Here is a 22,992-nt window from a genome sequence, read left to right on the forward strand (position 1 = left end):
CTACCATTTATTTAATCAATAATAAATCTCAATCACAAAATAAATGCAAGCATATGATTTTAATACTAATATCTTAAATGAATAATCCTCATAAATATAATAAATACACAAAATAAAAGCAAGAAATCCAACCAAACTATTGTTTTTTAATAATTAAAATAAAGAAACTCCATCGAACTGTTCATAATTTAGATACGCCTTTGGTCTTATTTTTTTTATCAAATTATGCTTTAATACAGCCACTTTTTTTTCATCTTTTCATCTCAGCAGTAAATTTTATTGCTGAGATTGTACTTTGTACAAACGTGTACATATTTGAGATAGGCCTCACCATGACCCAAGTGAACGCACCAGAATTCGTTCGTCACCCTAAGCTTATTGCGTGGGTGGAAGAAATTGCAAAATTAACAAAACCAGCGAAAATTGAATGGTGTGACGGCAGCGAAGAAGAATATCAACGTTATATCAACTTGATGATCGCTAACGGCACAATGCAAGCGCTTAACCAAGAAACGCATCCTGGTTCTTATCTTGCTAATTCTGATCCTTCTGACGTTGCTCGTGTTGAAGGTCGTACTTACATCTGCTCTGAAAAACAAGAAGATGCAGGCGCAACAAACAACTGGGAAGAGCCTGCTGAAATGCGTGCTCGCCTAAATGGTTTGTTTGACGGTTCAATGGCAGGTCGTACTTTATATGTAGTACCGTTCTCTATGGGCCCATTAGGTTCTCATATTGCGCATATTGGTATCGAATTAACTGACTCTCCATATGTAGCAGTTAGCATGTCTAAAATGGCTCGCATGGGTAAAGCTGTTTATGACGTTCTTGGTACAGACGGTGAATTTATTCCTTGCGTACATACTGTTGGTGCGCCGCTTGCTGATGGCGAAAAAGATGTTGCATGGCCTTGCAACCCTGAAAAATACATCGTGCATTACCCAGAAACACGTGAAATCTGGTCTTACGGTTCTGGTTACGGCGGTAACGCATTGTTAGGTAAAAAATGCTTAGCTTTACGTATTGCATCGTCTATGGGTCGTCAACAAGGCTGGTTAGCAGAACACATGCTGATCCTAGGTGTAACTAACCCTCAAGGCGAAAAACACTACATCGCAGCGGCATTCCCTTCTGCTTGTGGTAAAACAAACTTCGCGATGTTGATTCCACCAGCAGGCTACGAAGGTTGGAAAATTGAAACTGTAGGTGACGATATTGCTTGGATCAAACCAGGTGAAGACGGTCGCTTATACGCAATCAACCCAGAAGCAGGCTTCTTCGGTGTAGCGCCTGGTACAAATACCAAGACCAACCCGAACTGTATGGCTACACTTCACAAAGACGTGATTTATACCAACGTTGCTGTAACTGACAATGGTGAAGTATGGTGGGAAGGTCTTTCTAAAGAAGCACCTGCTAACCTGACCAACTGGAAAGGTCAACCCCACACTGGCGCAGAAAAAGCAGCTCATCCAAATGCACGCTTTACTGTTTCAGCGGGTCAATGTCCTTCTATTGATGCTGACTGGGAAAATCCAGCGGGTGTTCCAATCTCAGCGTTTATCTTTGGTGGTCGCCGTGCGGACACAGTGCCTCTAATTTCAGAAGCATTTGACTGGGTAGATGGTGTTTACAAAGCTGCAACTATGGGCTCTGAAACAACTGCTGCTGCTGTTGGTCAACAAGGTATTGTTCGTCGTGACCCATTCGCAATGCTTCCATTTGCGGGTTACAACATGGCGGATTACTTCTCTCACTGGTTAGAGCTTGGTGAAGAGGTAGCAGCAAAAGCTAAAGCTGCGGGCAACAAACTTCCGGGCATCTACAACGTGAACTGGTTCCGTCGTGATGCTGAAGGCAACTTCGTATGGCCTGGTTTCGGTCAAAACATGCGTGTTCTTGAGTGGATCATTGACCGTTGTGAAGGCCGTGCTGATGCAGTTGAAACACCAATTGGTTTAGTTCCAACGTATGAACAGTTGAACTGGACAGGTTCTGACTTCACTAAAGCCCAGTTTGACCTTGTGACTTCTCAAGACAAAGATCAATGGATCAAAGAGCTTGAAAGCCACACTGAACTATTCGACAAACTTGGTGAACGCCTACCAGCTGCACTTAAAGCTCGTCAAAACGAACTTTTAGATGCTGTTAAGCAATCTGCTTAATCTTTAAATTAAGCAAAAAAAAGACCGCGTAAGCGGTCTTTTTTTTAATCTATTTATACTTTTAAAACTTTATAACTCAACAAAATTTATCCAACCAATCGCGACTAAAATAAGTAGCAACAACTTAGCCAGCACTTCATGTTTACTCGATCAAAGACCCCTCCGATTCAACTCAATTTTGAAATCAAAAGCTCAGCAAAGTCGCCAAGGGCACTTATGGCAGCGTGGTTGAACTCTATCCGCGTATTGCTGAACGTGCACAATCAAGTCGGTGTTACGTCGTCATTGACTACAATGCCAGCCAACGCTTTGGCGTATTGTCCGTCCAGTCGTTTGGGGAACGGCTGTAAAATGGAAGACACCTGTAGACTGTAAACAGCTCGGCGGTATCAAAGTTTAAATCTAAAAAAGCCGCAATAGCGGCTTTTTTAATAGAACGGAATCAAATGTAACCTGACACAATCAATACTATGCAGCATCCTCTTGCAGACGACGCAGGTGTAAATCCTGCAAGTAGAGGCCTAAAGCTTGGGTTTCTAGTGCATCAAATTTTAAATACAGCTTAGTCCGGCGTTTTAAAATATCTTCACTGCTGATGGCCCACTCACGTTTCACTACATAATCCACTTCTTGCTGATACAAACCATGGCCAAAAGACTGCCCTAAAGTTTGTATATCTTTGATTTCACCGAGCATATGCCACACTCGACTACCATAACTGTTTGCCCAACGATGCGCTGTTTGAGACTCTAGCCCTTTGATTTCATGCATCAACTCTGCACATAAAACCTCGACTGAACTAAAACCTTCTGCACCTGGGAGTTTTGCCTCAGCCGTCCATTCCGCTTTCATGTGTGGAAAATATCGTTTCAGCTGTAGCAAAGCCGCTTCCGCCAACTTGCGATAAGTCGTTAACTTTCCACCATAAACAGATAACAATGGTGCTTCATCCACAACAGGTTTAGACATCGCCAGTACATAATCACGTGTCACTTTAGAGGCTTGTGTACTTGCATCATCATACAAAGCCCTTACGCCTGCAAAGCTTGAGATTACATCTTCTGGCTGTAATTGAAGCTTGAAATGGTCATTAATCACATCAATCAAATAAGCCTTTTCCTGCTCGGTAATGTGGACATAATTTGCATCACCTTCAAACTCTACGTCCGTGGTACCAATCAGGCTGTATTCATCTAAATAAGGAATTACAAACACAATGCGTTGATCATCATTTTGTAGAATAAACGCATGCGGTTCCGGGTATAAACGCTTCACAATAATATGACTGCCCTGAACCAATCGAATGCCTGCCTTTGGGGTTTTGGACAGTTGCTGTTGAATAAAATCCGTGACCCATGCACCCGTTGCATTAACCAAAGTTCGAGCTTTAATTTGGTAATGTTGTTTTTGATGCTCTAAGGTTAGACACCACACACCCTCCTGCTGAACCGCAGAAACACATCGTGTTTGTGTCCGAATTTGGGCTCCCAGCTCATGTGCTTGAATTGCATTGACTACCACCAAACGAGCATCATCCACAGTACAGTCCGAATATTCAAAACCACGCTTAATGGTGTCTTTTAACGGGCTATCGACATTAAAATGAACAAGCTCCGAGCCCTCTAATGTTTCTCGTTTTGCCAAATAGTCATAGATAAACAAGCCTGAACGAATCAACCACGCAGGACGCAAATAAGGTAAATGCGGCATAATAAAACGCATAGGATGGATCAAATGTGGGGCTTTTTTTAACAGTACTTCACGCTCTAATAGCGCTTCACGCACCAAACGAAATTCTTTTTGTTCGAGATAACGCAATCCACCATGAATGAGCTTGCTACTGGCTGAAGACGTATGACTAGCTAAGTCATCTTTTTCGCAGACGAAAACACTTAAACCGCGCCCTACAGCGTCATTTGCAATGCCCACCCCATTGATGCCCGCGCCCACAACGGCAATATCATAAATGGCATCTGTGTCTTGCATATCCACCTCTCTCGTTGAGTTATTGTGTTATTTTTGTTCTTCACGCTAAACTTAACATCAAAATCCAACCTTGTCATATTCCAAAGCCAGTCAAATCAGAGAAAATTCGTTATTCTAAATAAATTAATAACCGCATCTATTTTTACAATTTAATTTTTAATTTTTACTATTCAGTGAAAAATCGACTAATTTCCAAGCTAAAAAACACTTTCTTTTCTAAAAATCAACATTCACCATAAAATAAAAAAGCACTATAACCCCTTGTATTTTAATTGACTATTCACATATTAAAAAATCACAAGAGTTTGTTTTAGATAAGTAAAATGATAATTTCCCATTAAAATAAAGATATTCATTAGAAAAACTTAACAGCATATAAATCATACCAACTTTTAGACTAAAGTCGAATGAAGTCCAAGGATAAGGGGCGTATAACGAAACTGAATTTTTTGTTTAATCTTAAAATATATTGTTTTAACTTTTTCTACTTAAAAAGTTAAAAGATGTATTTTCCGAACTTCTCCTTGGGAAATTTTTGTGACTGATCTATCTCCCCAAGCTGCTCCAGTAAGCATCGATAAAAAGACCCGCTTAAAATCGATTCTCGGTGGTTCAGCTGGCAACTTAGTTGAATGGTATGACTGGTATGTCTATGCCGCATTTACCTTATATTTCGCGCCACAGTTTTTCCCTGAAGGGGATGACACGGTAAAACTTTTACAAGCTGCTGCTGTCTTTGCACTGGGCTTCCTGATGCGTCCTATTGGCGCGTGGATCATGGGCATTTATGCAGACCGTAAAGGACGTAAATCAGGTCTTACCCTGTCTGTATCTTTAATGTGTGTGGGATCTTTGATTATTGCCTGTGCACCTACCTATGCCAGTGTGGGTATGCTCGCACCTGCCTTATTACTCTTTGCCCGTTTATTACAAGGTTTAAGTGTTGGTGGAGAGTACGGTTCAAGCGCAACCTATTTAACGGAAATGGCTGGTAAAAACCATCGTGGTTTCTTCTCTAGTTTTCAGTATGTGACTCTCATTTCAGGTCAGCTCTTGGCGCTGTGTGTGTTGATCATTTTACAACGCACCATGAGCGAAGCACAGTTATCTGAATGGGGCTGGCGTATTCCCTTCTTCATTGGTGCTGTACTTGCCATTGTGGTGTTCTGGATTCGTCGTGGTTTGGTTGAAACCCAATCTTCAAAAGATGCACAAGAACAGGCTAAAAATGGTGGCCCTAAATCTAGCGCACTTGCTTTATTTACCAAATATCCAAAGCAAGCATTCACTGTGATTATGCTGACAGCGGGTGGAACACTGGCATTCAACACCTTTACCACGTATTTACAAAAATACTTGGTTAACACCTCAGGTTTTGAGAAAACCACAGCAACAGAGATCACCACAGCAGCAATCTTTGTCTTCATGCTATTACAACCTGTGGTGGGCGCCCTGTCTGATAAAATTGGTCGTAAACCAATTATGATCACTTTTGGTGTATTGGGCGTACTGTTCACAATTCCAATTTTCAATGGTCTAGGTTCAACCAGCAGCCCAACAACCGCATTTATGTTATGTATGAGTGGTATGGTGATTGTGACAGGTTATACTGCGATTAATGCAGTAGTTAAAGCAGAGCTCTTCCCAGCGCATATTCGTGCATTAGGGGTTGCCCTACCTTATGCGATTGCTAATACCATCTTTGGTGGCACAGCAGAGCTTGTGGCGTTGAGCTTTAAAAATGCAGGACATGAAAACTACTTCTTTTACTACATCACCTTCATGATTGGCTTATCTCTACTGACTTACATCTTTATGAAAGACACCAAAAAGCACAGCATGATTACCGATCATTGATGCTTAAATTGACTGTGTAAGTTAATAAGCTAAACATAAAAAATGCCTTCTCGAATGAAGGCATTTTTTATGTTTGATCAATTTTTTTGCCGAAACTTGATCGATTGAAATATCGTGAATTACACCTGTGTATGGCATACTAAGAACAAGAATAATGTTAGGAACTTTTTATATGAAAAATACGTATAAACTTTTAGGCTTAAGCTGTATCGTTTTAGCAGTATCTGCATGTCAAAGCACACCTCGCCAGTACAATGGCAATGTTGGCTATCAAATTGAACATCAATCAGCGTCGAGTGCTACCCTTGCTTATACGCTTGCTGCTCGTAAAAATCAGCAACTCGATGAAAATAAATTACAACGTGCTTGCCAAAAAGTTTTAGGTTCACAAAAGAATTATAAATTGGCGATTTTAAGCATTAATGAAATTCCTAATACTGCAGCAGATGTTCCCGAATATGGACGCCAAATTGGTCAAACTCGTGCCACTTTTGGTTTAAGCAATACACCTGACCTACATCAAGGTGAAAACTTTGCAACACGTGAGTCACTTGAAGCACGCCCAAGCACACTCCATGTAGTACGCTATACTTGTTCTTAACAGCGCTTAATATACATAAAAAAGGGCTTAGTGCCCTTTTTGAGTCTCTAAAGTTCGATAAAAACTCACATTACGAAACTCTGGTGACTCATCTAGATCTGGCCAAGTTGTGGCACTACGCTCATCAAGCTTTATGTACTGCGGGTGACTAAAATTTTTAACACGACTATCTGCCACCCAAACCTCAGGTGCAAACTTTAAAAATTCATCTAAAAAGAATCGATTACATTGGTCATATAAAACATCGGCAGCCAATAGAACATCGACCTGTTCAGATTGATACAAGTCATCCAAATACTCTAGCTCTACGTTATTGAGTTCCGCATTGGCACGGCAAGCATCTAAACTAACGGCATCAATATCACAACAAATCACACGTTTTGCACCCGCCATTTTGGCTGCAATCGCCACCACACCTGAACCTGCACCAAAATCCAATACCACCTTATCTCTGACATGATGAGGTTCTGCCAGTAACCACTGTGCCATGGCTAGGCCTGAAGCCCAACAAAAGATCCAATATGGCGTTTCATTCCAAATGCGACGAATGATTTCATCATCCAGTTTATCGGTTGGAAATACGGGAGGAATGAGCCACAGCGAAATAGATGTTTCAGGAAGCTGTTGCGCAAGCAATTCACACTGTGGAATCACTTCATGCAAGGCTTGAAGTAAATGATCTGGGGCTTTGGGGAATTGGAAAGTACAGCTCATGGACATTTTATATTTGTAGAATTTTTTAATAAACGCACAACGGAGTCTTACACATTAAGACGCATGATATGCATAACCTTCGGTTCGACCTACTTTTGTTTCGACAAAAGTAGGCAAAACCATTGCCATTTGCTGAACTCGACTGAAATCATCATTTATTTACTGCTTCGCAGAAACATTTTTATCAAATTTAGTCCGGCCTCGAACAACAGCAAATGACGATGTCACGACTCCCAAACCATCATAAAACTGATTTTAGAGTCTTATAAAAATTAACCTAAAGCTTTCTCAGCCGCTTCAACTGTTTGACGAATTAGTGTCGTAATCGTCATTGGGCCAACACCACCTGGAACAGGTGTGTACGCAGAAGCCACTTCTTCAATACCGACCAATTGAATGTCGCCTACACCACCACCATCACGTGGATGGAAACCAGCATCAACAACCACTGCACCTTGTTTGATCCAATCTTTTTGAATCAATTCTGCCTTACCAACCGCACCCACGATAATATCGGCTTGCTTTACAAAGTCAGCTAAGTTTTGAGTACGTGAGTGACAGATCGTTACGGTTGCATTGGCTTGAAGTAACATCGCAGCCATTGGCTTACCTAAAATTGCAGAACGACCTACAACAACGGCATGCTTTCCAGCAATTTCAATATTGTTTTCTTGCAAAATAGTCATAATGCCGGCAGGCGTCGCAGAGCCATATGCTGCTTCTCCCATGGCCATACGACCAAAACCAAGACACGTTACGCCATCCACATCTTTTGCAAGAGAAATTGCATCAAAACATGCACGCTCATCAATTTGTTCAGGCACTGGATGTTGAAGCAAAATACCGTGAACATCAGGATTTGCATTCAGTTTTTCAATTTCTGCCAACAATTGTTCAGTGGTGGTCTCTTTTGGCAGTTCAACTTTAAGTGAGTCCATACCAACACGACGGCAGGCATTTCCTTTCATACGTACATAAGTTGCAGATGCACCATCGTCACCCACCAAAATAGTCGCAAGAATTGGGGTACGACCTGATTTTGCTTTGAGCGCTTCAACGCGAGTTAACAAGTCAGCTTCAATTTGTTTTGCCAATGCACGACCATCTAAAACTAATGCCACGGCACATCTCCAAGTGTTGATATGAATCAATTTTGCACATAATACATGATAATTTTAAATATTTTTCGCTATATGCTGTTTTTATGCGCATACGAATGAAAGCACTATTGTTTTTTTTTCAGAGCTTGCTAATATACGCATCAACAAGACGCGGCGGGGTGGCAGAGTGGTCATGCAGCGGACTGCAACTCCGTGGACGCCGGTTCGATTCCGACCTCCGCCTCCATCTTGTTAAAGCCCGAGTGGTGAAATCGGTAGACACAGGGGATTTAAAATCCCCCGCCCACAAAGCGTGCCAGTTCGAGTCTGGCCTCGGGCACCATTCTTATACTTCTAAGTATGGTGCATTTAAAGAACCCAGCGTTAAGCTGGTTTTTTTATGCCTACAGAAAAAGCATAATGCAATGCACAAAAAAGAGAGCACATTGACTCTCTTAAAAATAATATCTCATTCGTTTATTACGATAAGGGTGGTAATAAGTAATGTTGCAGATCTTGTTCTAATTTTTCTTGAAAATGAGCTGGCTCAATAATTTTAATGTATGGAATCCAATAACGTACCAAAGGTAAAAGTTGCATTTCATGGCAAATTTGACAATCAATTAATAAACCACCCGATGCATCTTCTAGTACGATTTGTTGCTCTGGCAATAATAGACGTTGCTTAAAATATAAAGCAACTTCAGGTCGAACCGATATTTTCACCGTTTGCTTATGCTTTGCAAACCAAATCCCCTCACTAAGCTCTAATTGGGTCAAAACTTCTAAATGGTGCTCGAAAAGCTCCGACTCATGTACAACCACTTGATCTATTTTACTTAAACGATAAGCACGTAATTCATCAGCTACAGCTGCAGCCAAATACCAACTTCCCTGATGATGAATTAAACGATACGGGTCAACATGGCGCAAACGATCATTATAAATAAAACTGATTTTTTGACGCTTATGAATCGCGCCCGCAAAAACCTGAAAATGTTCAGCAAATTGCTGTGCATTTTCATAATAATAACCTTTGGCAGAGAACACTTGATTCGCACGCTCATCAAGCAGACCACGTAGAAAAGACATATCTAGAGATGGATAGAGCTCACTGATCCCAGAAAGCTGCGCAAAGTTTTGAATGTCTTGTAGCTTAAAGCGTCCAAGATAAACCGGATCTAAGAAGTACTTCTTGGTATATTCATCTTGAAGTAAAGGCAAATACGTATTGAGACGATCAAAATCTCGCTCTATCGTTCGCGTACTCACCTGAAATTCATGTGCTAGTTCTGCAACCCCTAATTGATATCCAGTATTTAATTTAGTCAAAATATTTGCTAAACGCTCCGCAAGGCGTTCATGTGTTGAAGCTTTACGCTTCATATTGCCCTCGCTGCACAATCAATGTTGTGTCTTTATTTATAGTTAAATGCCTAAGCATTATATTCAATATAAGTCACTGAATAATATTAAGTAAAAGACAAACGATTAGCTTTCAAGCTATGTCATGTTTTTATCAACAAAAGTGATCAATGTTTGTTAGATTTCTTCTTCTTTACAGCGGTTTGCTGATGCGCTAATCGCTCTATATAGCGCTCAAAATGAATTAAGGCTTTATACAACTTGTGTAACTCATCAGGTAAAACACTATTATAGATAACCGCCTTATGCAAGCGCTTGAGCGCACGGAAACCATGTGCATGTGTATATGATGTCGATAAAATTTTCATGACAACCCTCTTTTCTGTTTTATTTTTCATTTAAAACCACGTAAATTTGTCAGGTTTAAATTTAGTTGAAAATTTACACCACAGTTTTGACAGGTTGTGTCGAACAGTTATCATTTTTTAATCTTTGTTAAATTATTTTCTATTTTCAGTACATTATTTTTATTTTTTGGCAAAATTTTAGGCAAAAAAAAGCTGACACTAGGTCAGCTCTACTTTTTATACTATAGAAATATTACAGAATTTTTACCACAACTTTACCCACGTGCTCACCCGTATCCATGCACGCATGTGCTGCTTGAATCTGATCGAACTCAAAAGTTTGATAAATCATTGGCAAGCACTCACCTTTGGCCCATAGCGGTGCTACATGATCTTGTAAACCTTGTGCAATCTCCGCTTTCTCAGCGGTATTTCGTGCACGCATGGTCGAGCCTGTAATGGTTAAGCGCTTCATCATAATTTGCCCCAACTTAACCTCTTTGGCTTTTGCACCCCCTAAAAAGGCAATATAAACCAAACGTCCATCGCGGCGGAGCAAGTTCAAATTTTTTTCTAAATACGGTGCACCCACCATATCTAAAATAACATCAACACCCGCATTATCCGTTTTCTCATTGATCAGGTGTTCAAAGTCTTGGGTTTTATAATTGATGGCATCTGTCAAATTTGCAATGGCTTGTACTTTTTCATCGCTACCAACGGTTGCAAAGGTTTTAATGCCCAATGCTTTACATAACATGAGTGCCGTGGTGCCAATACCACTGGTTCCACCATGTACTAACACCACTTCCCCTGCTTTAGCTTTACCCATTTGGAACACATTCGCCCAGACCGTGAAAAAAGTTTCAGGAATAGCCGCCGCTTCCACAAAACTTACATTTTCTGGAATATGTAAAGTTTGACTTTGTGGAACTACACAATACTCGGCATAACCACCACCATTGGTCAAACCACAAACTTTATCACCCAATTTAAACTGTGTAACTTCAGCTCCAATTGCAACGACCTCACCTGCAACCTCAAGTCCTGGCACTTGCGTTACCCCAGGCGGCATTGGATATAAACCCTGACGCTGTAAAATATCTGGACGGTTAATACCAAACGCATGAACCTTAACCAAGACCTCGTCTGCTTTTGCTTCAGGGATAGTCACTGTTTCATATGCCAGCTTATCCACACCACCCGGCTCTGTAATAATGACCTGTTGCATCGTTGTTTGTGACATGATTTATTCCTAACTCTTGCGATATTTTTCAAGTTTCATAGACCTATTTGATCATAGAAATAAATTGAAATGAAGAACACCGTACTTATGTATAGTCTGAAGACTATTTTGCTGCGTGATAGCACTGATCATTGATAAAAAAAGTAAACTGCGACATCAATGCAACTGCACTCGACATCCCTCTCAAACATTACTTAGAACGATTCGGACCAGATGAAAAGCACAGGTATTTAGTTGCGTGGCTGATCAGGCAAAGACACAAACTGCATTAGAAATTTACGAACCAAAGGCAAAAACACCATAATCAGCGGAAATGCAATCAACCAAGATAAGCTCCAGCTTTTGAGCCAAAGGTGGAAGAAATTATGCACTAGGCCTTTATTTAACAGTAAGTTAAAACCAGAAATAGATCCGCTCATCAGACCTGAAAGTAATAAAGGCATTAACCAATTTAAGTGTTTGATATGAATTTTTGGGAGCGTGTTGAACATAATCGACCTGAGTAAATAAAAGTTAGCTTTGGTTTTACGTTTTAACGGTTTGTTTTAAAGCTTTCATAAACTGCCCAAAATGTGGCATAAAATCTTTAAAGAGCGGAAGGTTTTTATGCTCTAGCATCACCTCACTAAAGAGCTTTAAACCAACAGCAAATGATTTCGCTGCTTCATCATCCAGCATTTGACTGTTTTGAATCACCTGTAACACGTTAAAAATATCGTCGTGGTTATAGCTGTTAAAACTCAAAATATCGGTATAGGTCGACGGGTTGCCTTGAGCATCTGCAATGTGTTTAAGTGTGACTTCATAAGCATGTTGTTTCATTCTGTTTTCCTAGAGACGTGCAATATTCACCGCTGCTTGATCAATTTGTTCTGCAATAACACGAATTTGTTCAGCGCTCAGCGCACTATATTGGATCTTGAGCTTTAAGGAAGCTTTGAGGTTTTCCATCGCACGTTTAATGTCAAGATATTGTTCATTATTTTGAATTTTTTTACGCGTATCAAAACGAGATAAGATCTTTTCTACGATCGCTTTTTCAACCTCAAGATGCTTCAAACCCAAGGCCGTTATACGGTATTGCTTGCGTTCAGCACCATCTAACGCGACCTGAACAAACAGTTGCTCCTCCAAATAATTCAAGGTTGGATAGATCGTTCCTGCACTTGGGCAATAGCCCCCACCCACAATTTCACCCACTTCTTTAATAAGGTCATAGCCATATTTAGGCGCGAATGAAATGAGATGTAAGGCTAGAAGTTTCATCTGACCCGCTTCAAATAGGCGCTGTTTACGTAACACTGGCGCTATTTCCAAATGAGTAAAGGATTCAACTTTTTGTGTTCTAGACATATCTAAGATACAACTTTAAATCATTAAGATATATCTTAAACAATTTTTTAATGATTGCAACCTTAAATTCTGAAATAGAACATCAGAATTTATAATCAAATAGGTAAACGTGAAGGATTACTGGATCTTTTTAGATAAGATTGCTGAACAGTTGTAATATCGCTAAAATTTAACCTCTGTTTGCATGCTCACACCCTCAAGCAAACTCTGACAAAACTCCTAAAATTCAGAATTAAATTAAAATGACAGATCAACTTAGAAAAAAATTTGAAAACCTACAACTCAATGCTGGGCAAGGCAAGATCAGTGCATTTCTTTCTGTTTCCTTAGGCTTTTTGGGTATTTTTGCTGCTTTATGTTTTTTATTTCCCACTGTGCTCACCACACCAGAGCTACGCCCGCTATATAGCAAACACTATGATGTTTTCTACTATACCTTACTGTTTGGTATTGTCGTTAGTGCTGGTTTTGGTACTTATAGTGCGATCATTAAACAGAATAAATATGGTTTTTATGGTTTGTGTATCACCATTTTAGCGGCTATTTTAGGCTGTGGGCTGATCAAAGCACCGACATTGCCTGCTCTACCCTTTTATGCAGGTTTTGATTATTTCGTTATTACCTTAATCATCCTTGCTTTGGTTTTCATACCACTTGAAGGATTCTTTGCAAAGAACACTGAACAGAAAATTCTGCGCGTCGGCTGGGTCACAGATATGAAATATTTCATGTTTAGCCATATTGGCATTCAGCTTTTTTCATTTTTAACGGTCATGCCTATTCAGTATTGGATCACGCATATTCCCAATAACCCGATTGTGCCATATGTGCAGGCGCAGCCAATTTGGTTGCAGTTTATTGAGTTATTGATTGTGGTGGACTTCACCACCTATTGGTTACACCGTGCGATGCATGAAGTGAACTTTTTATGGCGCTTTCATGCTATTCACCATTCAACGGAACAAATGGACTGGCTAGCCTCTTCACGCTTACACATCGTTGAAGTGTTAATGACCCGTTTTATTGCAACCTTGCCAATTTTCTTGTTAGGTTTTCATACGTCTGCAGTCTTTGCTTATTTGGTCTTTATTTCTTTCCATGCCATTTTTATTCACTCCAACGTGCGTTTCCGCTTTCCCTATCTGCGCTGGCTGATCGCAACACCTGAGTTTCACCACTGGCATCATTCTTCTGAACAGCCTGCGATTGATAAAAACTATGCTGCCTTTATCCCCCTTTATGATGTGATGTTTAAATCCATTTATATGCCCAATCATTTGGCCAGTGTATATGGCACAGTGGGTTATAAAATTCCAAACAGTTTTGTGAAGCAGTTTACTTGGCCATTTAAACGCTATGTGAATAAACTGAAAAAGCGCTTAAACAAAGATAATGAGACTTCCTAATAAAACCAATCGATTAACAATCTCAATAATTGAAGCTTGTCTAATCCCTCACCAAAATAGAAAACCTGTATCTCCGCAGGTTTTCTTTCATTTTCCAAGCCTTGTAAATCGAACTTAAATTACGCTCGCCCTTTAAATTCTTTGACCATACGATCACTCACGTCTTCTGGATAACACAGTGGCGCAGCGCCACCGACTCGATTGTAAGCACTACGTTTACCACACCGACTTCCATTTCTTGCAGTATTGTAAGGACAAGGACAATTTCCCGAATACGCTTGTATCGATTGTTGAATAATTTTTTGCTTAATCGCTTCATCACTTTGCGTGGCCTGTTTAGCATCAGCAGCAAAAGTTAAAGTTAAACCAATAAATAATAATATTTTTTTCATAATACCCCTCTACAAAAGAGGCATTCTATAGCACTGAATTTTTATTGAAATATCACATTATTTATTTGAATAATATTTATCCATCTAAAATAGAAATAAAAAACCCACCTTACGGTGGGTTCCTTTTCAAATTCGCTCAATCAGTTACAGACGAACCAATTCAACAATTTTATCAGCTAGCTCTTCAACCGCATCTTGAGTGAATGCGACATCTGTACCATCGACAAGGTCAGTCACCACAACCACACCTGTTTCACGTAGTAGTGCAACCTGATCAGCAGTTAGACCTGCTTTCGCAATTGCAACCACACCTTGTTGAATTAACAAGTTTTCAAGTACTTGTGTATTTTCTAGGGCTTTCACAGATACAGTTACCGCAGCAGGTTTTTGACCTAAACGTGCAGCACGGTCTTCCGCTGTGACAGGGTTGCTATGCGCAGACCATTCCACAGACTCTTCCACCATACCCGCACCAATCGTCACGTTGTTTAAACGGTCGATGAAGATAAACGAACCTGTATAACGACTGTCTTGGTAGCGATCAAATACCACAGGCGCATCAAACTCAACCGTGACATTAGCAATCGCGTTCAGCTCAAGACTATCGACTTGTACTTTTTCCAATGTATTCACATTGGTACGGTAGTTAATTGCAGTCACTTTTGCAGGAACAGTTTGCGTGCCCACTTTTAAGTTATACAACTTACCAATCACCAGCGGTTGATCTGCCATCCAAACCACCGTGGCATTGACCGAACGTGAAATTTCTGGCGCAGCTTGATCCGCACGCACAAGTACGTTACCACGCGAAATATCAATTTCGTCATTCAGCGTCAACGTTACGGCTTGACCTGCAACGGCACGCTCTAAGTTCCCATCATAAGTAACGATTTCTTTAACCGTCGACGACTTACCTGATGGTAAAGCCACGATTTTGTCACCTACCGATACATCACCTAGCGCAACCGTACCGCAGAAACCACGGAAGTCGAGGTTTGGACGGTTCACATATTGCACAGGGAAACGGAAATCGTTGGTCACTGAACTGCGGTTAATTTCCACAGACTCAAGCGTACCCATCAACGTTTCACCTGTATACCATGGCGTATTTGGTGATTTATTGACAACGTTATCACCATTCAATGCTGAAATAGGCGTAAAGATAATGTTGTTTGGCTTACGGTCACCCAATTGCGCCACAAAACCTGCATACTCCGTCTGAATTTCATTGAAGCGCGCTTCAGAAAATTCAACCAAGTCCATTTTGTTAATTGCAACAATAATGTTCTTAATGCCCAGTAAGCTTGCAATATAAGTATGACGACGTGTCTGAGTTTGTACACCATAACGCGCATCAATCAAGATAATCGCAAGGTCACAAGTCGACGCACCAGTGGCCATGTTACGCGTGTATTGCTCATGTCCCGGTGTGTCAGCGATGATGAACTTACGTTTCTCAGTTGAAAAATAACGATAAGCCACATCAATGGTAATACCCTGCTCACGTTCAGCTTGTAGACCATCGACAAGGAGTGCTAAGTCAGGTGCATCGCCTGTCGTACCGACTTTTTTAGAGTCACGAGTCACCGCTTGCAATTGATCTTCATAAATCAATTTTGAATCGTAAAGCAAACGACCAATTAAAGTTGACTTACCATCATCGACGTTCCCGCAAGTCAGAAAACGCAATAAGTCTTTATTTTCATGTTGTTTTAGATAGCCCAAGATATCTTGGCTAATCAGTTCTGATTGATGAGACATTGCTCAAAACTCCACATATTCTTTAGAAATCGGTTTTTAATCTTCAAATCTACCTAAATCCTCCTTTGATAAAGGAGGACTTTCCTCCATTTTTTCGGGAGTTCTCCCCTCTTTACTAAAGAGGGGTTAGGGGGAGATTTTAGAAATAACCTTCTTGCTTTTTCTTCTCCATCGAGCCCGCTTCATCATGGTCAATCATACGACCTTGACGTTCAGAGCTGGTTGCAAGCAACATTTCTTGGATAATTTCAGGTAAGGTATTTGCCGTTGACTCTACTGCACCCGTAAGTGGGTAACAACCAAGTGTACGGAAGCGTACCGATTTCATTTGTGGAACTTCGCCTTCTTTTAAAGGCATACGTTCATCATCAACCATAATCAGGGTGCCACTACGCTCAACCACAGGACGTTCTGCAGCTAAGTAAAGTGGAACCAATGGAATGCTTTCCAAGTAGATATATTGCCAAATATCAAGCTCAGTCCAGTTTGATAGTGGGAACACACGAATACTTTCACCTTTGTTCACTTTACCGTTGTAAAGATTCCAAAGTTCAGGACGTTGGTTTTTTGGGTCCCAACGGTGTTTCGAGTCACGGAATGAATAGACACGTTCTTTCGCACGTGATTTTTCTTCATCACGACGTGCACCACCAAATGCCGCATCAAAACCGTATTTATCAAGTGCTTGTTTTAAGCCTTGAGTTTTCATGATGTCGGTATATTTTGAGCTACCATGATCAAATGGGTTAATGCCCGCATTTTTCCCTTCTTTGTTTTGATGTACGATCAAATCAAAGCCATGGGTTTTTGCCATGTTGTCGCGGAAAGCAATCATGTCTTTAAATTTCCAGCCCGTATCTACATGTAGAAGCGGAAATGGAAGCTTGGCAGGATAGAACGCTTTTAGCGCCAGATGCAGCATGACGGCTGAATCCTTACCAATAGAATAAAGCATTACTGGGTTTTCAAACTCAGCAGCTACTTCGCGAATAATATGAATACTCTCAGCTTCAAGCTGTTTAAGATGAGTAAGTCTTTCCTCATTTAATGACATTGACAGCACCAACTCACAAAAATCGTGTACTTATTACACATGTAAAAATATATATTCATTATAAAGATTTAGTTATACACACTATTGCTTGTTTTATTATATTTATATGCAAAAACCTCATATAAAACAAAATTGATAAGATCTATAAGTTTTATTCAATGATCATAAATCCCTAAATACACTCAAATATTACATCAACTTCATTCAAAGTATTCAGCCTTCCACGCTTCGATTCTTTATCTATATTTCTGCTTGGCAATACATTTACAAATACCTAAAGTCGGTTTCATTGAGGTTCTATGTATGTGACTCACCAAACCCGCAACCTAGAAGACTAAAAATAACACTCAATGCAGAACAGCTTGTTGATTTTATATATCAACATGATAGTAAAGAAAGTTCAGCTAATTGCACGAACCATAAAAAACCCGCAATGAATGCGGGTTCTATTACTCTCAAATATTAATAATGAAAAACGCGTTTATCCAAAGGTATTTCTATACCAATCGATGCACCAGCATCATTACCATGTAAATCAGAATCACTGAACCAACCATTAATTTTGATTGGTACAAATGGTCTTAAGTAATGTGACCAAGTTAAATCGATAGCTTTAATATCATCTGTTTCAGGAAAGGCGGCATTGGTAATACGACCAGATTGATTAACCTTTGCAAATAATAATCGACCATTTAGACGGTTCATTGCATCGAATCGAATATCACCACCCAAAGATACCATTTCACCATCTCCACCCATGGCATGGCCTAATGGGAAACCATGTTGGTAATATCCATCTTTATATATAGTATGGTTATATGAAATACCTTGTGCTTCACGATTGGTTCGAGTATCAGCCCATTCTGTATAAAGTTGATATGGCATATTTTTAAAAGATGACGAATAGTCCACACCAGCAAGATACATTTTTTTAGAAGGTAAACCACCAGCCTCATCTTCACCTACATATTGTCCATACAGACTTATAGGCACTCTCAACAACTGCTGAAAATTTAATCGAGCATCAAATCCTGCAACCTGATTAGACGGATCAGGTTCTCCTGTACCACCGTTATCCTTGTTTCCAATCATAGCATCCCAGAATGAGCTAAAACTTTCTGGTCGTCCCTCGCCCCCCCACTGAAAAGCACGTGAAGCGCCTAATTCTAAATAAGGTAAAGGTTGTGCCGTAAGACGTAGACCCACTAATTTAGCATCAGGTACAGCAGAATAGTCATCTAATTGACCTGCAAATGCTTGATATTGCCACGGACCAATCCATGACAACCATTTTGTTTCAAAAGCTGATTGATCTGCACGCTGAGCGGTAAAGCCATAGACTGGGCGGCTCGCATCACCTCGTAAAAGACTCCCATCATGACCTGGCCCCCAATATGTTGGTATCTGACCAGCAATCAACCATTGATTCCACAATTTTCCAGCTATGTAAGATCCTTCAACATTCACATCATGGCCATTATCAATTTGTGGGTCTTTTTCTCCATTCACTCTAAGGCGAACATCCCAATTTTCACCACCGGCATTAAATTCCAAACCTGCTTGGTACTGTGCCTTTTCTTGATCACCAAAAGCTTGCGGAATTTGTTTTTGATCACTCTCAGCAAATAAACGTGCTTTAAACATCGCGTTCTCACGATCGAGATGAGCTCGCACTGACTCAATAACTTTTTGCTGAGCAGGAGTCGCAACTTTAGCCTGAGACAATACTCTTTGAATTTCATCACCGCTCATTGGCCATGTAGATGTGCTAATTTGAATCACACCCTGCTGATTTAACCAGTTTAGATCTGTTCTTAAATTTTGATCATTTAAAACGAGACCTTGAGCAAAGATACTCGTTGTTGCACCCATTAGCACAGCGATTGCAAGTGTTTTTTTTAGAAACATTCCGTTTTATTCTCAGGACTTAAAGCTTAGTGTTACCTTATTTTTTTTATCTCTTTTTTACAAGCTTTTCTATTTAGTAATGTTGTAAATATCAAAAAAAACCCGCAATGAATGCGGGCTTTTTATGTTCAGATCAAACTTAGTTTTTATGACGCATGTGTGGGAACAGAATCACATCACGAATACTTGCTGCATTAGCGAATAACATAACTAAACGGTCAATACCGATACCCTCACCCGCTGTCGGCGGTAAACCATACTCAAGTGCTTCAACAAAGTCTGCATCGTAGTGCATTGCTTCGTCATCACCTGCGTCTTTTTCTGAAACCTGAGCTTGGAAACGTTCAGCTTGGTCAATCGGGTCATTCAACTCTGAGAAACCATTCGCAAGCTCGCGACCACCAATAAAGAACTCAAAACGGTCAGTAATGTGTGGGTTATGATCATTACGACGTGCCAATGGCGATGTTTCAGCTGGATATTCTGTAATGAAAGTCGGTTGACGTAGCTGAGTTTCAACAGTTTCTTCAAATACGATGGTTTGAAGTTTGCCCAGACCAAAACCTGGTTTTACCTGTTCTTTCAGCTCTTCTTGCACAAATTTAGCCAAGAATTCACGGTCATTGACATTTTCAGGCGTGAACTGCGGGTTATGTGCAAGAATGGCATCAAACATTGAAATTTTCTTGAATGGACCTTTGAAGCTATAAACTTCTTCACCATAAGGCACATCGGTTGAACCCAAGATGTCCAGCGCTAAGCGTTCAAGCATATTTTCGGTAAGTTCCATCAAGTCTTTATAGTCTGCATAAGCTTGATAGAATTCAATCATAGTGAATTCTGGATTGTGACGCGTCGAAACACCTTCGTTACGGAAGTTACGGTTAATTTCAAACACACGCTCAAAACCACCAACAACCAAACGCTTTAAGTAAAGCTCAGGCGCGATACGTAAGAAAAGTGGCATATCCAAAGCATTATGATGCGTTTCAAATGGACGCGCTGATGCACCACCCGGAATCACATGCATCATCGGTGTTTCTACTTCCATGAAGCGCTGTTCAGTTAAGAATGCACGAATGCCTGACACCACTTTGGCACGGATTTCAAAAGTCTTACGTGTTTCTTCGTTCACAATCAGGTCAAGATAACGCTTACGATATTTAACTTCAGTATCGTTTAGACCATGAAATTTATCTGGAAGTGGACGAAGCGACTTGGTTAAAAGCTCAAAGTGTTCAATATGTACATAAAGGTCACCCTTACCTGAACGACCAATATAACCTTTCACCGCGATAATATCGCCAAGATCTAAGCTCTTAATAGTTTCTAAGGTTTCTGGTGCTAACTCTTTACGCGCTACATATAATTGGATACGACCCGTCATATCTTGGATCACGATGAATGAACCACGGTTCAACATCACACGACCCGCTACAGACACATAAACATGCTCTGCTGCTTCAATTTCTTCTTTGCTTTTGTCTGCAAATTGATCTTGTAAGTCTTGCGCATAATGTTCACGTTTAAAGGTGTTTGGCCATGGGCTAGTGCCCGCTTGTTTGGCTTGATCTTCAATCTGCTTTAACTTGGCATGACGCTGTGCAATTAAATCGTTTTCGGAAATGGCTTGTTCAGAAGTCGATTGAGCGTTTTGTTGCGTCATCTCTGCCTCGTATATGTATTAAAAAACGGAAGTTGCATAGCATAGCAGAATTCCAAACGAATGAGCATCATCAAAAACCGCACGGTATATAAAAAAGTATACATCCTGTTTATTTCAGAGCTAAGACACCCACAGTATAAAAGGTTTGTCTATTTCTTAGACCAAAAGCTAACTTCATTTCACGGTTAATCCCTCTACAATGGATGTTATAAATCGTGGAAAAGTAAACTTTTCTCCACTCATAAAATAATTTAGTTTTTTAATTGAATGATAAATCATGAGCAGATGCGAATCTAAAATTTTGTTTTTGCATGGATTAGACTCCTCGCGAGAGTCCACTAAATTCCATGCCATTGATGCAAAGCAGAAATTTTGTATCGATATCGATTATCGCTATCTCAATTTTTCTACCGTAGCCAGTTTCTACGACGATATTATTGAAAAAATAAAACCTGAAATTATTGTTGGACATTGTATTGGTGCGTATTGGGCATTGAAAATGTCACTGCTACATCAAATTCCATGTGTGATTGCCAACCCACGCTTAGCCCCTGACTTTCGCGATGATTACCCAAGCATTAATGATACTGACTTAGACCACAATGTACCGCAAGTGGCCTACTTGGAGCTGGGAGATGAATTAATTGATATGTATGCAGCACAGGAAATTTTAGAAAATTATATGTTGATTCAAGCGGTTGAAGGTGGACATCACCGACTACTTAAACCTGAAAATATTAATCAACTGATTGAACATCTAGAACAACAATATTTATATAAATAAAAAAAGCCTTGGATGTCCCAAGGCTTTTTAATGTGCTTATGCAGCAACAGATTCTGGTTTCGATTTGTCATCTAATACTGACCAAATCTTTAAACCTAAGTCAGCATGAAAATCAGGCAAATCAAGAAAAATACTAGCACCGAGCACTTCATGATTACATTTTGCCACCAGCTGATTAACGGCTTTTAATGTCCCACCTGTCGCTAAAACGTCATCTACAATAATCACTTTTTGCGATGGGGTATTGGCTGCCATTTCTAAGCGGTCTAAACCATATTCCAAACTATAACCCACGCCCACCACTGGTGGTGGCAGCTTGCCCGCTTTACGCACCAACAATAAACCTTTACCTAAACGCTGTGCCAATAAGCTCGCAAGTACAAAGCCACGCGCTTCTACAGCAACAAAACTGTCTACTTCCGCCAACTGTTCAGCAGGAATACTTGCAATTAACGCATCGGTTAAAGGCTCAATATTGCTCATAAACAATGGTGTTAAATCGAAGAAGCAAATCCCAGGTTTTGGAAAATCTTGGACCGTACGAATGTGCGACCACAACGTTGTAGACAAGTTGTTCATAGGAGATCAATAAAATTTGAAAAGGAATAGATGAATTTTACAGCTTTATCTGTTAAAAAAACAGTCAAGCACTGGCTATGCAGCCGACTGAACAATCCAAATTTTTATGTAAGTTATTGTTTTCAATTAAATCATTTATTTAATAAATATTAGGTATAGATGTACTCAATATTAAAATAGCAATTTAACTTTGAGTTTACAGCACGACCTTAGTCTATACATCAATAATTTTATAAGGCTAGCTGACTGAAAAAACGCATCTTTTTTAGATGTAATTATCTATAACCTTCACACATTCGCAAAACGCGATCTGGTTTTAAATGATACGTTTTGTCCTGATCATCGCTTTTAGCAGATAGATTCAATCATTAAACTCCGATATTTACTTTACATTCGTATTAGAACTGCGTAAAAATTTAGATTAGCGAAGTATGCTAACCACTCAGATGAGTAGCAGCTTGCGTAATGGATTATTTTGCTGAACCCTTTCTTGTTCAGCGTTTTGGAGAGTCAAATGAAGAAGTATCAATGCATCGTTTGTGGATGGATTTATGACGAAGCAGAAGGTTGGCCACAAGATGGCATCGTAGCGGGAACAAAATGGGACGATATCCCTGACGATTGGACTTGCCCAGATTGTGGCGTGTCAAAAATCGATTTTGAAATGGTTGAAATCTAATTCATAGTGTTAAAGACCATGCAGCATGG

The 22,992-nt window shown here is 40.0% G+C and carries 21 protein-coding genes and 2 tRNA genes; 8 read left to right on the top strand and 15 right to left on the bottom strand.

Features of this window, described 5'->3' with window-relative positions; genetic code table 11:
• The first annotated feature begins 332 nt into the window (after positions 1-332).
• A complete protein-coding gene (locus tag JZ787_RS02020; RefSeq protein ID WP_062034095.1) occupies positions 333-2,165 on the top strand; it encodes a phosphoenolpyruvate carboxykinase (GTP) in 1,833 nt (610 codons plus the stop codon).
• Between the two features lie 468 nt (positions 2,166-2,633).
• Here JZ787_RS02020 and glpD read toward each other — a convergent pair whose 3' ends face one another.
• Positions 2,634-4,151, bottom strand: coding sequence for a glycerol-3-phosphate dehydrogenase (gene glpD / locus JZ787_RS02025; RefSeq protein WP_346311509.1), 1,518 nt, complete (start codon positions 4,149-4,151; stop codon positions 2,634-2,636).
• 537 nt (positions 4,152-4,688) lie between these two features.
• Here glpD and JZ787_RS02030 point away from each other — a divergent pair.
• Positions 4,689-6,008: an MFS transporter gene (locus JZ787_RS02030; protein ID WP_062034098.1), complete on the top strand. Its 1,320-nt coding sequence runs from the start codon at positions 4,689-4,691 to the stop codon at positions 6,006-6,008.
• Positions 6,009-6,180: 172 nt separating this feature from the next.
• Positions 6,181-6,609, top strand: a complete 429-nt coding sequence (locus JZ787_RS02035; protein WP_058869220.1) for a hypothetical protein — start codon at positions 6,181-6,183, stop codon at positions 6,607-6,609.
• 27 nt (positions 6,610-6,636) lie between these two features.
• Here the strand turns inward: JZ787_RS02035 and JZ787_RS02040 are convergent, their stop codons facing one another.
• Positions 6,637-7,323 carry a 50S ribosomal protein L11 methyltransferase gene (locus tag JZ787_RS02040; protein WP_218288205.1) on the bottom strand — a complete coding sequence of 229 codons (687 nt, stop codon included), beginning with the start codon at positions 7,321-7,323 and terminating at the stop codon, positions 6,637-6,639.
• Between the two features lie 272 nt (positions 7,324-7,595).
• Positions 7,596-8,444: a bifunctional methylenetetrahydrofolate dehydrogenase/methenyltetrahydrofolate cyclohydrolase FolD gene (gene folD / locus JZ787_RS02045; protein WP_010326278.1), complete on the bottom strand. Its 849-nt coding sequence runs from the start codon at positions 8,442-8,444 to the stop codon at positions 7,596-7,598.
• A 152-nt stretch (positions 8,445-8,596) separates the two neighbouring features.
• On the opposite strand from folD, the gene JZ787_RS02050 reads away from it, so the two are divergent.
• Positions 8,597-8,670, top strand: a tRNA-Cys gene (locus tag JZ787_RS02050).
• Between the two features lie 10 nt (positions 8,671-8,680).
• Positions 8,681-8,766: transfer RNA gene (locus tag JZ787_RS02055), tRNA-Leu, on the top strand.
• 137 nt (positions 8,767-8,903) lie between these two features.
• Here the strand turns inward: JZ787_RS02055 and JZ787_RS02060 are convergent.
• The 6 genes from JZ787_RS02060 to JZ787_RS02085 all read right to left on the bottom strand — a co-directional run bounded on the left by JZ787_RS02060 (position 8,904) and on the right by JZ787_RS02085 (position 12,734).
• Positions 8,904-9,809, bottom strand: a complete 906-nt coding sequence (locus JZ787_RS02060) for a WYL domain-containing protein (protein ID WP_183176273.1) — start codon at positions 9,807-9,809, stop codon at positions 8,904-8,906.
• A gap of 146 nt (positions 9,810-9,955) precedes the next feature.
• Entirely contained in the window at positions 9,956-10,156 is a 201-nt protein-coding gene (locus tag JZ787_RS02065) for a hypothetical protein (RefSeq protein WP_004980994.1), read from the bottom strand.
• Positions 10,157-10,388: 232 nt separating this feature from the next.
• Positions 10,389-11,381, bottom strand: a complete 993-nt coding sequence (locus JZ787_RS02070) for an NAD(P)H-quinone oxidoreductase (protein WP_078425445.1) — start codon at positions 11,379-11,381, stop codon at positions 10,389-10,391.
• Positions 11,382-11,611: 230 nt separating this feature from the next.
• Positions 11,612-11,872 (bottom strand): DUF2798 domain-containing protein, encoded by a 261-nt coding sequence (locus JZ787_RS02075; protein ID WP_004694355.1) that lies wholly within the window; start codon positions 11,870-11,872, stop codon positions 11,612-11,614.
• A 34-nt stretch (positions 11,873-11,906) separates the two neighbouring features.
• The gene (locus tag JZ787_RS02080) at positions 11,907-12,203 is read right to left on the bottom strand and encodes a DUF3861 domain-containing protein (protein WP_234953792.1); all 297 of its coding nucleotides are present in this window, start codon (positions 12,201-12,203) and stop codon (positions 11,907-11,909) included.
• A gap of 9 nt (positions 12,204-12,212) precedes the next feature.
• Entirely contained in the window at positions 12,213-12,734 is a 522-nt protein-coding gene (locus JZ787_RS02085) for a PadR family transcriptional regulator (RefSeq protein ID WP_346311510.1), read from the bottom strand.
• Between the two features lie 242 nt (positions 12,735-12,976).
• Here JZ787_RS02085 and JZ787_RS02090 point away from each other — a divergent pair, with 242 nt between their 5' ends.
• Positions 12,977-14,140 (top strand): sterol desaturase family protein, encoded by a 1,164-nt coding sequence (locus JZ787_RS02090; protein ID WP_346311511.1) that lies wholly within the window; start codon positions 12,977-12,979, stop codon positions 14,138-14,140.
• 119 nt (positions 14,141-14,259) lie between these two features.
• Here the strand turns inward: JZ787_RS02090 and JZ787_RS02095 are convergent, their stop codons facing one another.
• The 5 genes from JZ787_RS02095 to lysS all read right to left on the bottom strand — a co-directional run bounded on the left by JZ787_RS02095 (position 14,260) and on the right by lysS (position 20,921).
• Positions 14,260-14,532: a hypothetical protein gene (locus JZ787_RS02095; RefSeq protein WP_062034105.1), complete on the bottom strand. Its 273-nt coding sequence runs from the start codon at positions 14,530-14,532 to the stop codon at positions 14,260-14,262.
• A 144-nt stretch (positions 14,533-14,676) separates the two neighbouring features.
• On the bottom strand, positions 14,677-16,293 hold the full coding sequence (gene cysN / locus JZ787_RS02100; RefSeq protein WP_346311512.1) for a sulfate adenylyltransferase subunit CysN: 1,617 nt from the start codon (positions 16,291-16,293) through the stop codon (positions 14,677-14,679).
• 139 nt (positions 16,294-16,432) lie between these two features.
• Positions 16,433-17,347, bottom strand: coding sequence for a sulfate adenylyltransferase subunit CysD (cysD, locus tag JZ787_RS02105; RefSeq protein WP_346311513.1), 915 nt, complete (start codon positions 17,345-17,347; stop codon positions 16,433-16,435).
• 462 nt (positions 17,348-17,809) lie between these two features.
• Positions 17,810-19,255 carry a capsule assembly Wzi family protein gene (locus JZ787_RS02110; RefSeq protein WP_346311514.1) on the bottom strand — a complete coding sequence of 482 codons (1,446 nt, stop codon included), beginning with the start codon at positions 19,253-19,255 and terminating at the stop codon, positions 17,810-17,812.
• A 139-nt stretch (positions 19,256-19,394) separates the two neighbouring features.
• Positions 19,395-20,921: a lysine--tRNA ligase gene (gene lysS, locus JZ787_RS02115; RefSeq protein WP_004694374.1), complete on the bottom strand. Its 1,527-nt coding sequence runs from the start codon at positions 20,919-20,921 to the stop codon at positions 19,395-19,397.
• A 277-nt stretch (positions 20,922-21,198) separates the two neighbouring features.
• Here lysS and JZ787_RS02120 point away from each other — a divergent pair, with 277 nt between their 5' ends.
• A complete protein-coding gene (locus tag JZ787_RS02120) occupies positions 21,199-21,705 on the top strand; it encodes a YqiA/YcfP family alpha/beta fold hydrolase (protein ID WP_010326266.1) in 507 nt (168 codons plus the stop codon).
• A 36-nt stretch (positions 21,706-21,741) separates the two neighbouring features.
• Here JZ787_RS02120 and JZ787_RS02125 read toward each other — a convergent pair whose 3' ends face one another.
• On the bottom strand, positions 21,742-22,284 hold the full coding sequence (locus tag JZ787_RS02125) for an adenine phosphoribosyltransferase (RefSeq protein ID WP_238953045.1): 543 nt from the start codon (positions 22,282-22,284) through the stop codon (positions 21,742-21,744).
• Positions 22,285-22,798: 514 nt separating this feature from the next.
• Between JZ787_RS02125 and rubA the strand changes: the two genes are divergently transcribed.
• Positions 22,799-22,963 carry a rubredoxin RubA gene (gene rubA, locus JZ787_RS02130; protein ID WP_004694381.1) on the top strand — a complete coding sequence of 55 codons (165 nt, stop codon included), beginning with the start codon at positions 22,799-22,801 and terminating at the stop codon, positions 22,961-22,963.
• Positions 22,964-22,992: the final 29 nt, after the last annotated feature.

This window comes from Acinetobacter sp. BWR-L5, from assembly GCF_039655985.1.
Lineage (GTDB): Bacteria > Pseudomonadota > Gammaproteobacteria > Pseudomonadales > Moraxellaceae > Acinetobacter > Acinetobacter johnsonii.